Here is a 13432-nt window from a genome sequence, read left to right as displayed (position 1 = left end):
GCGGGGCTCCCAGGAGGTTCGGGTCCGGTGCGTCTGCCCTCACACCCTCTCCGACGGCCCGGCTCCGGGCACACCACCGCGCGCCCGGCGTGTCCCGGCGGGCGCGCGGCCCGTTCCGGTCACTCCGGCAGCGACTCCACCCGGGCGGCCGCCTCCCTGGCCCTGGCCCCGGCCCTGGTCCGGGCCGCGGTGACCTGCCGGTTGGGGAAGCGGTGCAGGTACTCGGCCTCCAGCTCGCCGGTGCGCAGCGTGTGCCGCTTCAGCGCCTCCTCCGAGCCGTACAGGAAGGTCTCGTGGCGGGTGCGGTGCAGCTGTTCCAGCTCGTGCAGGAGCGTGTCGTTGCCCAGGGCGTGCGGGGAGATGCCCGCGGGCCGGATGTGCGGGTCTTCGGCGTGCCGCATCTCGGTGCCTCCTCGGCGGAAGTCCCCTCCTACAGGGTGCCCGCGGAGCGTCGCCGGTGCACCCGGTCGGTTCCGGCCGGGCAGGTCCGAGCGGGTCGCCCGCCGAGCCCCCCACGTCGAGAAGCTCATAGGATGATCCTTCCGTCACCTCCGGGTCCACCCGCTACCGCTGGACAGATCGCACATGCCGCTTCCCAAGGCCGAACTCCACCTGCACATCGAAGGCACCCTGGAGCCCGAGCTCGCCTTCGAGCTCGCCGCCCGCAACGGCGTCCAGCTGCCGTACGCCGACACCGAGGCGCTGCGCGAGGCGTACTCCTTCAGGGACCTCCAGTCCTTCCTGGACCTCTACTACGCGCTGATGGCCGTGCTGCGCACCGAGGACGACTTCGCCGACCTCGCCGACGCCTACCTCGCCCGCGCCGCCGAGCAGGGCGTCCGCCACGCGGAGGTCTTCTTCGACCCGCAGGCGCACACCGCCCGCGGGGTGCCACTGGGCGTGGTGGTGGACGGCCTGACCCGGGCGCTGCAGCGCAGCGAGGAACGGCACGGCGTCAGCACCCAGCTGATCATGTGCTTCCTGCGGGACGAGTCCGCGGAGTCCGCGCTGGAGACCTTCGAGGCCGCCCGCCCCTACTTCGACCGGATCGCCGGCATCGGCCTGGACTCCGCCGAGGTCGGCCACCCGCCGGTGAAGTTCCGCGAGGTGTACCGCCGGGCCGCCGAGGCCGGGCTGCGCCGGGTCGCCCACGCGGGCGAGGAGGGCCCGGCCGCGTACATCACCGAGGCGCTGGACGTCCTCGGCGTCGAGCGGATCGACCACGGGCTGCGTTGCCTGGAGGACGGCGAGCTGGTCGCCCGCCTGGTGCGCGAGCAGATCCCGCTGACCGTCTGCCCGCTCTCCAACGTCCGGCTGCGCTGCGTCGACACCCTCGCCGACCACCCGCTGGGGGAGATGCTGGACGCCGGCCTGCTGGTCACCGTCAACTCCGACGACCCGGCCTACTTCGGCGGCTACGTCGAGGACAACTTCCGCGCCGTCCGCGAGGCCCTCGGCCTCGACCAGGAGACCCAGCGCCGCCTGGCCGCCAACTCCTTCCGCGCCTCCTTCGTCAGCGAGGAGCGCCGCGCCGAACTCCTCGCCGAGGTCGAGGCGTACACCTTCTGACCCGAGCGCAGCGGCGGCCCGTCACCCGTCCAGCGGGGACGGGCCGCCGCGCTCGTAGTGGAGCAGGGTGACGCCGTTGGTGAAGCGGTGGGTGTCCTTGAGGGTGAGCGGGACGGGGTGGTCGGCGGGGCGGAAGAAGAGGGTGCCGCGGCCGAGGACGACGGGATGGACGTAGAAGCGGAACTCGTCGACGAGGTCCTGGGCGAGGAAGGACTCCGCCAGGTTCGCGCCGCTGAGGGCGAGGTCGCCGCCGGGACCGGCGGTGAGGGCGGCGACCGACTCCGGGGTGACCTCGCGGACGACGGTGGTGTTCCAGTCGGCGCGGTCGAGGGTCCGGGAGAAGACCGTCTTCGGCATCGCGCGCCAGATGCCCGCGAACTCGGCCACCGTGGCGTCGGCGTCCGGGTCCTGGTCGGCGGTGGGCCAGACGGAGGCCATCAGCTCGTGCGTCACCCGGCCGGAGACGAAACCACCCATCCGGGCGAGCACCCGGTTGAAGTGGGTGTGCACCTCGTCGTCGACGAGGTTCCAGCCGAGGTCGTGGTTCGGGCCCTCGAAGTAGCCGTCGACCGACACGGAGACGAAGAGAACGATCCTGCGACGCATGGCACCCCACGGGGAGGACGGTCCGCCGCCTTCCCGCCGGAGCGGGCAGGGCGGCGGACGGGGATCAGATCAGGGTGCTCCAGTAGTACCAGAACCGGTTGAGGACCAGCAGCGCGATCACCGCGTACCAGAGCGCCGGGACGACCCAGTGGTAGCGGACCGCCTCCCGGACGGCCACCCGCAGCCGCGGGCCCACCGGGATCACACCCGAACGCAGGTTGTGCAGCGTGGTGTACCAGAACAGCGGGATCACCGCGGCCCACACCACCATGCAGTACGGGCAGAGCGCGCCGATCCGGTACAGCGCCTGGTACATCAGCCAGGTCACGAAGCCGACCCCGAACACCGTCCCGGCCTGCAGGCCCAGCCAGAACCAGCGCCGGAACGCCGCGCCCGAGAGCAGCCCGGCACCGATCGCGACGACCACCCCGAAGGCGACCAGCCCGATCAGCGAGTTGGGGAAGCCGAAGGCCTCCGCCTGCTCGCTGCGCATGATCGAGCCGCAGCTGATGATCGGGTTGATGTTGCAGTTGGGGACGTACGACGGGTCCTCCAGCAGCCGGATCTTGTCCAGCGTGAGGACCGTCGAGGCGAACAGGCCGACCGCGCCGCCGATCAGCAGCAGCCAGGCGAACGGGCGGCTCGCGCCGTACGCGGGCCGTACGGCGGGGGAGTCGGCCGTCATCCGGTCACCTGCTTGACCATCGCGGTGAACTGCTCGGGGGAGACGGCCTTGCCGTTGCTGAGGACGTCCAGCTTCCTGCCGTCCAGCTTGACGGTCGGGGTGCCGGTCACGTCGCTCTTGTTGAACTCCTCGTTGACCTTGGCCGCCCACGGGGCGTAGGTCCGGTCGGTGACCGCCTTCACGAAGGCGTCGGTCTTCAGGCCGGGCACCTGCCCGGCCAGGTCCAGGATGTGGTTGACGTCGCCGAAGGCGTCGCTGCGCTCGTCCGGCTGGTTGGCGTACAGCACGTCGTGGAAGGCCTTGAACTTGTCCACGCCCTCGTTCAGCGCGGCGCCGGCGGCGGCCAGCGCGGTGCGCGAGCCCTTGCCGCCGAGGTTGTTGTCCAGGAACGTCGCCAGGTGGTACTCGACCTTGTAGGTGCCCTCGTCGGCGAGCTGCTGGATCGCCTTGCCGGTGGTCGTCTCCAGCTGCTCGCAGAACGGGCAGCGGAAGTCCTCGTAGACCTCCAGGGTGTGCGGGGCGTCGGCCTTGCCGTAGGTGATCACGGTGCCGCCGGAGCCGCCCGCGTTGGCCGGCACGACCAGCGGGCCGTTCGCGGCGCCCGAGCCGGAGCCGGAGGAGCCGCCGACGGCGAAGGCCACGCCCGCCGCCAGGGCGAGCACGGCGGCGGAGGCGCCGCCGACCACCACCCGGCGGCGGATCCGGTCGGAGCGCTCGGCCTGGGCCCGGGCGGCGCGCATGCGGTCGGTGGCGGAGGCCTTCTTGTCGGCCTTGCGGGTGTTGCTCATGGGGTGTCGTCCTGTGCTCTCGGGCGTACGGGGAGGCACGCGGTCGGTCGGGGACCGCGTGGAGGGGCCGGTCGGGGACCGTGGGGAGGGTCGGGGACCGTGGGGAGGGGAGAGAACAGCCGGTCGAGCGGGCGGGAGCGCCGTCGCTCAGGCGGCCAGGGCGAACACCGGCGGACCGCGCCGGACGGCCGGACGGACGACGACGTCCTCGGCGGGGACCAGCGTGCGGCTGGCCCGGGGAAACGGCACCCGCGCCGGCGGACGGGCCGGCAGCGGGGCGACCAGCAGCCGCAGCCAGCGGGCGGCGGCGGGCAGGTGGCGGTGCAGGAACTCGCCCAGCATCCGGACGGCACCGGCCAGGCAGCACAGCGCGGCGTCCGCGCGGCGCAGCCAGTAGGCGCCGGCCAGCGCGATCACCGTGTGCAGCACGAGCAGGAGCAGCAGTACGCCGGTCTGCGCGGAGGCGCCGTGGCCGAGCAGGAACCCGCCGAGCGAGCCGCCGCCGCACAGCAGCGGCCGCAGGCCGTGCCCGGCACCGGGCGGCAGCGAGGGACAGGTGCTCTGCGCGAGGTCGAACAGCGCGCCGGTGCCCAGCTGCAGCGGCAGGAACACCGCCGCGATCGCCGGGTAGCCGCGCTCGCGGCCGGCCAGCGCGAAGGCCACCGCGAAGACGCCGGCGAAGGCCGGCAGCATCGGGCCGACCGGCAGCGCACGGCCGGTCACCAGCACCTGGCCGAGCCCGGCGAGCAGCACGACCAGCGCGGCGAAGACCGCCGCGCGGAGCGTCCTGGTGACCGGGCCGATGTCCATGGGATCCGAGTCTGCCACAGGTTGAAACTGGAACGGTCTGCCGGGTGGTGAGCTGTGGACAGCCTCACCACCCGTCCTGAGCTGGGCTTATGCAGCGCTTACGGGCGGTGGTGGCCGGGGGCTGGGGCGGGGGTTGGGGCGTGGGTGTCCGACGGTTCCGGGTGGGCCTCGGCGGCGTTCACCCGTGCCTCGACCAGCTCCCGGAAGTGGTCCAGATCCTCGCGCACCGCCCGCTCGATCGCCCCGGCCTGGGCGAAGCCGCGCGGCCCGCCGAACTCCCGGTGCAACGCCTCCGGGTCGTACTCCACCCGGATCTGCAACCGGGTGTGCCCGGCGTCGAGCGGCAGCAGCGCGAAGGCGCCGCGCAGCCGGGGGGCGTCCGTGGTCCGCCAGGACATCACCCGGCCCCGGCCGCGGTCGGTGATCTCGGCGTCGACCGAGCGCTCGTCGCCGTCGATCTCCACCCCGAGGTGCGCGAGGTTCCGGCCGTGCGGGTGGGCGCTGCGGACGCCGTCGACGAACCGGGGGTACTCGTGCACCCGGTGCAGCTGCTCCCAGGCGGCGAGGACGGGGGCGGCGATGTCGATCTGTTCCTCAAGGGTGCTCATGGGGCGGTGCACCTCCCTGTGTTCCAGCCTGCGCCCTGGGGGTGGGGTGGGCAATGGGGGTGCTGGGGGGCGGGGGTCGGCTGGGGAGGGAGGCTTTCGGGAGGGTGGGGGGCCGGGGGCGGCTCCGGGGGTGGGTGCTCCGGGGGCTGGATGATTTTCAGACTGCCAACTCTGGCGGTGGGGTGTTGAGACCGTTGGCAGTCTGAAAATCACCCGCCACGCCCCTCTCCGCACCCACCCCCTCCGCCGCCCCCTCCCGCAGCGCGTCCCTCTCGCTGGGGGTGGGAGGGGTGGGTGGGTGGTTGCTGCGGGTGGGGGTGTTTCTCTCGCTGGGGGTGGGGGTGGGTGGGTGCTGTGGGTGGGGACGGTTCCCTGGCTGGGAGTGGGGTGGGGGTGGGGTCTGGGGCTTTGTGGCGCGCGGGTGGGGGCGGGGTGGGGGAGACTGGGCGCATGCCGGAGCTGCCTGAGGTCGAGGCGCTGAGTGCCTTTCTGTCCGAGCGGTTGACCGGGCGGGTGATCGCTCGGGTGCAGCCGGTGGCGATCAGTGCGTTGAAGACGTACGACCCGCCGGTGACGGGGTTGGAGGGGCGGACGGTCGGCGGGGTGAGCAGGCGGGGCAAGTTCCTGGACATCGAGGTGGAGGGGCTGCACCTGGTGGTGCACCTGGCTCGGGCCGGGTGGTTGCGGTGGAAGGACAGGCTGCCCGCCGAGCCGCCGCGGCCGGGGCCGCGCAATCCGCTGGCGTTGCGGGTACGGCTGGCGGGGGAGGCCGGGGACGGTTTCGAGCTCACCGAGGCCGGGACGAAGAAGGGGCTGGCGGTGTACGTGGTGCGCGATCCGGCCGAGGTGCCGGGGGTGGCCGGGCTCGGGCCGGACCCGCTGGACCCGGGGTTCGGCCTGGCGGACCTCGCCGGGCTGTTGCGCGGCGAGCGGCGGCGGCTCAAGGGGGTGCTGCGGGACCAGAGGGTGCTGGCCGGGGTGGGCAACGCGTACTCGGACGAGGTGTTGCACGCGGCGCGGATGTCGCCGTACAAGATCGCCGGGAGCCTGACGGAGGACGAGGTGGCCCGGCTGTACGAGGCGCTCGGCGGGACGCTGCGCGAGGCGGTGGAGCGTTCGCGGGGGCTGGCGGCGGGGGAGCTGAAGGCGGAGAAGAAGCTCGGACTGCGGGTGCACGGCAGGGCCGGCTTGCCGTGCCCGGTGTGCGGGGACACCATCCGCGAGGTGTCGTTCGCGGACTCCTCGCTGCAGTACTGCCCGACCTGCCAGACCGGGGGCAAACCGTTGGCGGACCGGCGGCTGTCGCGGCTGCTGAAGTGACGCCTCCGTCCGACGGGGCCCGTCGGACGGAGGCGTGCCGGTGGCGTCAGCGCTTGATCGCGACGCCGCCCCAGTAGTACGCGGCCTTCGGGTCCGCCGGGGGCTCGCCGTCCGGGCGCCAGGCCAGTACCGGGGCGACGCCCGGCTCGACCAGCTCCCAGCCGTCGAAGAAGCGGACCACGTCGTCGTAGCCGCGCGGCACCAGGGTCATGCCGCCGGCCCGGGCGGCCTCGGCGACCTTGCCGACGGCCTCCGGGTCGAAGTCCGGGGTGGGGGTGGTCAGCGCGATGCAGCTGCCGACCGGCAGGGCGTCGCGCAGCGCGGCGACCCGGCCCCACGGGTCGTCCTCGTCCGCGATCAGCATCAGCACGGCGATCATCAGCAGGCCGACCGGCTGGGTGAGGTCGAGGGTGGAGGTGAGCGCCGGGTCGGCGAACAGCTCCTCGGGCTTGCGCAGGTCGGCGTGGATGTAGGTGGTGCGGCTGGCCGGACTGGAGACCATCAGCGCGCGGGCGTGGGTGAGCACGATCGGGTCGTTGTCGACGTAGACCACCCGGGTCCCCGGGCTGACCGCCTCGGCGATCTCGTGGGTGTTCGGCGAGGTCGGGATGCCGGTGCCGAGGTCGAGGAACTGGCGGATGCCGTGCTCCTGGGCGAGGTAGCGCACGGCCCGGCCCTGGAACGCCCGGTTGGCCTTGGCCATCGCCTTGACGCTCGGTACGGCCTGCTCGATGGCCTGTCCCATGGCGCGGTCCGGCGGGAAGTTGGTCTTTCCTCCCAGCCAGTAGTCGTAGACGCGCGCAGAGTGCGGGGCGGTGGTGTCGACACCGAAACGTTCCCACTGGCTGAGCTCGGTCGCGTGGTCGTCCTGCTGGCCCTGGTGGGGGAAGTCCTGACTTGTCGTCATGGCCACGTCCTCTGATGGCAGATCATCACACTGGGGAAGGCACAGCGTAGCGGGCCCAGGAGGAGGCGGGGCGTCCGGTCGGGGAAGGTCCGTGGAAGAACCCGGGGAACGGGGTGTGCGGCCGGTGCCCCTGGGCCGTCGGAGTGGTGATCGGGTCCGTCTGAGTTGCCTCCGGGGAGCGGCGGTGGCGGCCGGGGGAAGCATCCACAATGCTGTCAGATCGTCACATTACTTCGCGTAGATTGCTGCTGGTCGCGGCCGGAATGTCCCTCCTGGGGACGGCTGCCGGATGTCGGAGCACCTGGGGTGAGGGGGAGGGCGGCGCCACGGCGGGGGCGACCGACGCCGCCGCCCCGTCCGCTCCGGCGGGGCCCGAGGGGGCGGGGGGCGAACCCTCCGCCGCGCTGTCGGCGGCCACCCCGGGGAGCGGGCCGTCCACGGTGACCTCGCCGCTGCCGCCGTCCGGGTCCCCGTCGGCCAGCGTGCCCAGTGCGCTGCCCCTGCGCCGGGCGCTCAGCGAGGAGGAGGGCAAACCGGTGTACGACCTGGACCCGGATCGGCGGGTGGTGGCGCTCACCATCGACGACGGCCCGGATCCCCGCCACACCCCGACCGTGCTGACGCTGTTCGAGCAGTACGGGGTCAGGGCGACCTTCTTCCTGATCGGCGAGAACGCCGTCGAGCACCCCGCCCTGGTCCGGGAGATCGCGGACCGCGGCCACCACATCGCCAACCACACCTGGACCCACCCGGACCTGCGGCACCTTCCGGAGGGCAAGGTGCGGGACGAGCTGGAGCGCACCTCGGACCTGTTGCAACGGACCACCGGTCGGCAGCCCACTTGGTTCCGCGCACCCGGCGGGGACTGGTCCCCGACCGCGCTCAAGGTGGCCGCCGACCTCGGGATGCGGAACATGGCCTGGTCCGTGGACCCGCGGGACTGGGCGCGGCCCGGGACCTCGGCGATCATCGACCGGGTGCTCAAGAACGTCCGGCCCGGGGCGATCGTGCTCAACCACGACGGCGGCGGGGACCGGTCACAGACGGTGGCGGCGCTGAAGGCGTATCTGCCGGTGCTCGTCGACTCCGGGTACTACTTCACGGCCCCGCCGAACTGAGTGGGATTGCCGGTGCCTTTCGAATGAAGGCAGGTAGCGGTTTCAACCTCTGAATCACTCGAATAGGTGGATTGGAAGAAGCGTTTCTGCGGATTTTGGGCCTCTAGGGTGATCTCGCATCACTAACCGGGTACCGCCGAGTACCACCTGAAAGGCCCTCACCCATGCGTCTCCGCAACGCCGTGCTCGCCGCCGCCAGCGCCATCGCCCTCGTCCTCGCCGTTCCGTTCTCCGCCAATGCCGCGGAGGGCGACTTCCTCTACAAGGTCGGCCCGGGAGTCGTCACCGGCCTGGCCGACCCGAAGAGCGGTACGTGCATCGACCTGCCGTGGACGACCGAGGACGACCCGGGCTTCGCGCCGGAGAACCTCACCCGCTCCACGGCCACGGTCTACCTGGCCGCCGACTGCGCGGGTGACGTGTTCTACGTCATGAACCCCGGAAAGAAGCTCGGCGACCGGCTGAAGCTGCGCTCCGTCGTCTTCTCCTGAGCGAAGGGCGAAGGGGGAGGGGGCGGGCGCGGGGGCGAGGTCAAGGGGGCGCGGGGTGGCCCGGGTCGGACGGACGGCGTAGGTTCGAACTGTCCGGCCCGGTCGCCGGCGCCCCGCCGTGCCCGTACGTCCTGCCGTCGTCGCGCGGCCCGCTGAGCCCGTGGTCGGGCGCTGCAGCCTGGGCGGAGCGAAGGAGGGCCTGGGATGACCGGCAACGGCTACGCGCACCCCGAGGCGTTGGTCCACACCGAATGGCTGGCCCACCACCTGGACGACGGGACGATCCGGGTCGTCGACGTGGACGAGGACACCGAGGCCTACGACCGGGACCACATCCCCGGGGCGGTCGGCTGGAACTGGACCACCGATCTGCACAGCCAGGTCGGCCGGGACTACATCGACCGCGACGGCGTCCAGCACCTGCTGCGGGCGGCCGGGGTCGAGGACGACACCACGGTGGTGCTCTACGGCGGCAACAACAACTGGTTCGCCACCTACGCCTACTGGCTACTGCGGCTGCGCGGCTACGGGCCGGTGCGGCTGCTGGACGGCGGGCGCAAGAAGTGGGAGCTGGAGGGGCGGGAGCTCACCCACGAGGTGATGGACTACCAGCACAGCGGCTACCGGCTCGACGGGCCCGAGCGGCCGGAGCTGAGGGCACTGCGGGACGAGGTCCTGGCGAAGGCCGAGGTGTTCGCCAAGCCCGGCGCGGACGCGGTGCTGGTGGACGTCCGCTCGCCCGCCGAGTTCCGGGGCGAGCTGATCGCGCCCCCGCACCTGCCGCAGGAGCAGGCGCAGGTGCCCGGGCACATCCCGGGCGCGGTCAACATCCCGTGGTCGCAGGCGGCCAACGACGACGGGTCGTTCCGCTCGGCGGAGGAGCTGCGGGCGCTGTACGGGGGGAAGGGCGTGGAGCCGGAGCGCGAGGTGATCGCGTACTGCCGGATCGGCGAGCGGTCCGCGCACACCTGGTTCGCGCTCACCGAGCTGCTCGGCTACCCGCACGTCAAGAACTACGACGGCTCGTGGACGGAGTACGGCTCGCTGGTGCGGGCGCCGGTGGTGCTCGGGGCGTGAGGGGCGGGCGGGGGTGAGACGGAGTGACGGCTTCGCGGCAGTGCTGCGAAGCCGTCATGTCGGTGCGTTTCTTTTCATGAACATCTCACGAGTGGGGAGTGAGAGCAGGGCCTCCGGGACAAGGATCGATCCGACCCAATCGTTCCGGTGATCCCCTGGAGGACCACGTGCGCAAGAGACTGATCGTCTCCGCTGCCAGTGCCCTGAGCCTGTTCCTGGCCGTCCCCGCCTCGGCTACCGACTTCCAGCCCGGCGCGGCCGGGGTCGGCGACCCGTACTACCCCACCTACGGCAACGGCGGGTACCGCGTCTCGCACTACGACATCCGGCTGAAGTACCAGCCCGCCACGGACGAGCTGGAAGGCACCACGACCATCCTCGCCACGGCGACCCAGAACCTCTCCCGGTTCAACCTCGACTTCGCGCTGGACGTCTCCGAGGTCCGGGTCAACGGCCGGCCGGCGACCTTCGCCACCAGCGGGGAGCAGGAGCTGGAGATCACTCCCGCCCGGCCGCTCGCCAAGGGCAGCCAAGCCACCGTTGTGGTGCGCTACAAGGGGGTGCCGTCCACCGTGAAGAAGTACGGGTTCACCAGCTGGCACCGCACCCCGGACGGCGGGATCGCGGCCAACGAGCCCGAGGCGGCCTGGTGGTGGTTCCCCAGCAACGACCACCCGAGCGACAAGGCCACCTACGACGTCTCCGTGCTGGTACCGGACGGCACCCAGGCGATCAGCAACGGCCTGCTGACCGGCACCACCTCCCAGGCGGGCTGGACCCGGTACAGCTGGCGCGAGAACAAGCCGCAGGCGACGTACCTGGCCACGCTGGCGATCGGCAAGTTCGACGTCACCCGGGACACCACACCGAGCGGCCTGCCGGTCTACAACGCGTACAGCAAGGACCTGGGCGAGAACGCGGATGCCGCCCGGGCCAGCGTGGAGCGCACCGGCGAGCTGGTCGACTGGCTGAGCGGCTACTTCGGCGAGTACCCGTTCAGCTCGGTCGGCGGCTACGTCCCCAACGTCCCGACCGGCTACGCCCTGGAGACCCAGACCCGGATCTTCTACAGCCCCCGACAGTTCGCGAAGGGGTCCAACACCTCGGTGGTCGTGCACGAGTTGGCCCACCAGTGGTACGGCGACAGCGTCTCGCTCTCGCGCTGGAGCGACATCTGGTTGAACGAGGGCTTCGCCCGCTACGCCCAGTTCCTCTGGTCGGAGCACGAGAACGAGGGCACCGCACAGGAGTTGGCCGACTACGTCTACGCCTCGCACCCGGCCGACGACCCGTTCTGGACCGTCAAGCCGGGCGACCCGGGCCCGGACGACCAGTTCGCGAGCGCCGTGTACGATCGCGGCGCGGTGGCCGTCCAGGCGCTGCGCAACGCCGTCGGGGACGAGAAGTTCTTCCGGATCCTGAAGGGCTGGCCCACCGAGCGCCGTTACGGCAACGCCACCATCCCGGAGTTCCAGGCGTACGCGGAGAAGGTGTCGGGCCGGAAGCTCGGCGACGTGCTGAACACCTGGCTGTTCACGGCCGGCAAGCCGGCCGTCGGGCCGGTGCCGCCGGGCGCCGCGGCCGTCGCCTCGCCGGCGCCGGGTGCGGAGACGGGCGCGGCCAAGGCGCAGGCGCAGCTGCCGGTGGAGCCGAAGTCCTGGAAGAAGATCCAGGAGACCAACTCGGTCCATGAGGTCCACAACTGACGACGGATCGGCTCCGAGTGGTGTGACGGCTTCGCGGCAGTGCCGCGAAGCCGTCATTTCGGCGTGTTTCTTTTCATGAAGGTCTCACGATCGGGGAGTGGGAGCGGAGCCTCCGGGACAAGGATCGGTTCAACCCCATCGTTCCGGTGATTCCTGGAGGACCATGTGCGCAAGAGGTTGATCGTCTCCGCTGCCAGTGCGCTGAGCCTGTTCCTGGCCGTCCCCGCCTCGGCTGCCGACTACCAGCCCGGCGCGGACGGCGTCGGGGACCCGTACTACCCGACCCTCGGCAACGGCGGGTACGACGTCTCGCACTACGACATCCGGCTGAAGTACCAGCCCGCGACCGACGAGCTGGAGGGCACCACGACCATCCTCGCCACGGCGACCCAGGACCTCTCCCGGTTCAACCTCGACTTCGCGCTGGACGTCTCCGAGGTCCGGGTCAACGGCCGGCCGGCGACCTTCGCCACCAGCGGCGATCAGGAGTTGGAGATCACCCCCGCCCGGCCGCTCGCCAAGGGCAGCCAGGCCACCGTGGTGGTGCGCTACAAGGACGTGCCGTCCACCGTGAAGAAGTACGGCGGCTACACCGCCTGGCGCCGTACCCCGGACGGTGCGGTCGCGTCCGGCGAGCCGGTGTCGGCCGGGTGGTGGTTCCCGAGCAACGACCACCCGAGCGACAAGGCGACCTTCGACGTCTCGGTGCAGGTGCCGAGCGGCACCCAGGTGATCAGCAACGGCGTGCTGGTCGGCACCACCTCCCAGGCGGGCTGGACCCGGTACAGCTGGCGGGAGAACAAGCCGCAGGCGACGTACCTGGCGACACTCGCGATCGGCAAGTTCGACATCACCCAGGACACCACGGCCGGCGGGCTGCCGGTCTACAACGCCTACAGCAAGGACCTGGGCGACAACGCCGCCGCGGCCCGGGCGAGCGTGGAGCGCACCGGCGAGCTGGTGGACTGGCTGAGCGGCTACTTCGGGGAGTACCCGTTCAGCTCGGTCGGCGGCTACGTCGCCAACATCCAGTCCAGCGGCGCCCTGGAGACCCAGACCCGGGTCTCCTACGGCCCCGGGCTGTTCGCCAAGGGGTCCAACACCTCCGTGGTCGTGCACGAGCTGGCCCACCAGTGGTACGGCGACAGCGTCTCGCTCTCCCGTTGGAGCGACATCTGGTTGAACGAGGGCTTCGCCGAGTACTCGCAGTTCCTCTGGTCCGAGCACGAGAACGAGGGCACCGCACAGGAACTGGCCGACTACATCTACGCCTCACGCCCCGCCGACGACCCGTTCTGGACCGTCAAGCCGGGCGACCCGGGTGAGGAGAACCAGTTCTCCGGCGCGGTGTACTACCGCGGCGCGGTGGCCATCCAGGCGCTGCGCAACGCCGTCGGGGACGAGAAGTTCTTCCGGATCCTGAAGGGCTGGCCCACCGAGCGCCGTTACGGCAACGCCACCATCCCGGAGTTCCAGGCGTACGCGGAGAAGGTGTCGGGCCAGAAGCTCGGCGATCTGCTGAACACCTGGCTGTTCACCCCGAGCAAGCCGGCCGTCGGGCCGGTGCCGCCGGGCGCCGCGGCCGTCGCCTCGCCGGCGCCGGAGACGGGCGCGAGCCGGGCAGTGCAGGCGCAGCTGCCGGTGGAGCCGAAGTCCTGGAAGAAGATCCAGGACGCCGCCTCGGTGCACCAGGACCGTCACTGACGGCAGGCGGGAAGGAGTCGGCGGTTCCGCGCTTACGGCGGGA

At 71.8% G+C, this 13432-nt stretch carries 14 protein-coding genes; 7 read left to right on the top strand and 7 right to left on the bottom strand.

What is annotated here, in order from left to right; genetic code table 11:
* Positions 1-119: 119 nt before the first annotated feature.
* Entirely contained in the window at positions 120-401 is a 282-nt protein-coding gene (locus ACWDBB_RS01775) for a DUF6158 family protein (RefSeq protein WP_449787733.1), read from the bottom strand.
* A gap of 184 nt (positions 402-585) precedes the next feature.
* Between ACWDBB_RS01775 and ACWDBB_RS01770 the strand changes: the two genes are divergently transcribed.
* Entirely contained in the window at positions 586-1569 is a 984-nt protein-coding gene (locus tag ACWDBB_RS01770) for an adenosine deaminase (protein ID WP_449787732.1), read from the top strand.
* 21 nt (positions 1570-1590) lie between these two features.
* On the opposite strand, the gene ACWDBB_RS01765 is transcribed toward ACWDBB_RS01770, so the two are convergent.
* The 5 genes from ACWDBB_RS01765 to ACWDBB_RS01745 form a co-directional block, all read right to left on the bottom strand.
* Positions 1591-2175, bottom strand: a complete 585-nt coding sequence (locus ACWDBB_RS01765; RefSeq protein WP_449787731.1) for a dihydrofolate reductase family protein — start codon at positions 2173-2175, stop codon at positions 1591-1593.
* 64 nt (positions 2176-2239) lie between these two features.
* Positions 2240-2860, bottom strand: coding sequence for a vitamin K epoxide reductase family protein (locus ACWDBB_RS01760; protein ID WP_449787730.1), 621 nt, complete (start codon positions 2858-2860; stop codon positions 2240-2242).
* The gene (locus ACWDBB_RS01755) at positions 2857-3648 is read right to left on the bottom strand and encodes a DsbA family protein (protein WP_449787729.1); all 792 of its coding nucleotides are present in this window, start codon (positions 3646-3648) and stop codon (positions 2857-2859) included. The genes ACWDBB_RS01760 and ACWDBB_RS01755 overlap by 4 nt, the downstream gene beginning before the upstream one ends.
* A 147-nt stretch (positions 3649-3795) precedes the next feature.
* Positions 3796-4458, bottom strand: a complete 663-nt coding sequence (locus tag ACWDBB_RS01750; protein ID WP_449787728.1) for a hypothetical protein — start codon at positions 4456-4458, stop codon at positions 3796-3798.
* A 98-nt stretch (positions 4459-4556) separates the two neighbouring features.
* The gene (locus ACWDBB_RS01745) at positions 4557-5066 is read right to left on the bottom strand and encodes an SRPBCC family protein (protein ID WP_449787727.1); all 510 of its coding nucleotides are present in this window, start codon (positions 5064-5066) and stop codon (positions 4557-4559) included.
* Positions 5067-5516: 450 nt separating this feature from the next.
* Between ACWDBB_RS01745 and ACWDBB_RS01740 the strand changes: the two genes are divergently transcribed.
* The gene (locus ACWDBB_RS01740; RefSeq protein WP_449787726.1) at positions 5517-6386 is read left to right on the top strand and encodes an Fpg/Nei family DNA glycosylase; all 870 of its coding nucleotides are present in this window, start codon (positions 5517-5519) and stop codon (positions 6384-6386) included.
* 46 nt (positions 6387-6432) lie between these two features.
* On the opposite strand, the gene ACWDBB_RS01735 is transcribed toward ACWDBB_RS01740, so the two are convergent.
* Positions 6433-7293: an SAM-dependent methyltransferase gene (locus ACWDBB_RS01735; protein ID WP_449787725.1), complete on the bottom strand. Its 861-nt coding sequence runs from the start codon at positions 7291-7293 to the stop codon at positions 6433-6435.
* A gap of 482 nt (positions 7294-7775) precedes the next feature.
* Here ACWDBB_RS01735 and ACWDBB_RS01730 point away from each other — a divergent pair, with 482 nt between their 5' ends.
* From ACWDBB_RS01730 to ACWDBB_RS01710, 5 genes are all read left to right on the top strand, one after another.
* A complete protein-coding gene (locus ACWDBB_RS01730) occupies positions 7776-8411 on the top strand; it encodes a polysaccharide deacetylase family protein (protein ID WP_449787724.1) in 636 nt (211 codons plus the stop codon).
* Positions 8412-8575: 164 nt separating this feature from the next.
* Complete coding sequence (locus ACWDBB_RS01725) at positions 8576-8902, top strand: hypothetical protein (RefSeq protein WP_449787723.1); 327 nt, start codon at positions 8576-8578, stop codon at positions 8900-8902.
* Positions 8903-9106: 204 nt separating this feature from the next.
* Positions 9107-9979, top strand: a complete 873-nt coding sequence (locus ACWDBB_RS01720; RefSeq protein WP_449787722.1) for a sulfurtransferase — start codon at positions 9107-9109, stop codon at positions 9977-9979.
* Positions 9980-10146: 167 nt separating this feature from the next.
* Complete coding sequence (locus tag ACWDBB_RS01715; RefSeq protein WP_449787721.1) at positions 10147-11685, top strand: M1 family metallopeptidase; 1539 nt, start codon at positions 10147-10149, stop codon at positions 11683-11685.
* A 165-nt stretch (positions 11686-11850) separates the two neighbouring features.
* Positions 11851-13389 carry a M1 family metallopeptidase gene (locus ACWDBB_RS01710; protein WP_449787720.1) on the top strand — a complete coding sequence of 513 codons (1539 nt, stop codon included), beginning with the start codon at positions 11851-11853 and terminating at the stop codon, positions 13387-13389.
* The last annotated feature ends 43 nt before the right edge of the window (positions 13390-13432 follow it).

Source organism: Kitasatospora sp. NPDC001095, assembly GCF_053598615.1.
This window is presented reverse-complemented; position numbering and strand designations above follow the sequence as displayed.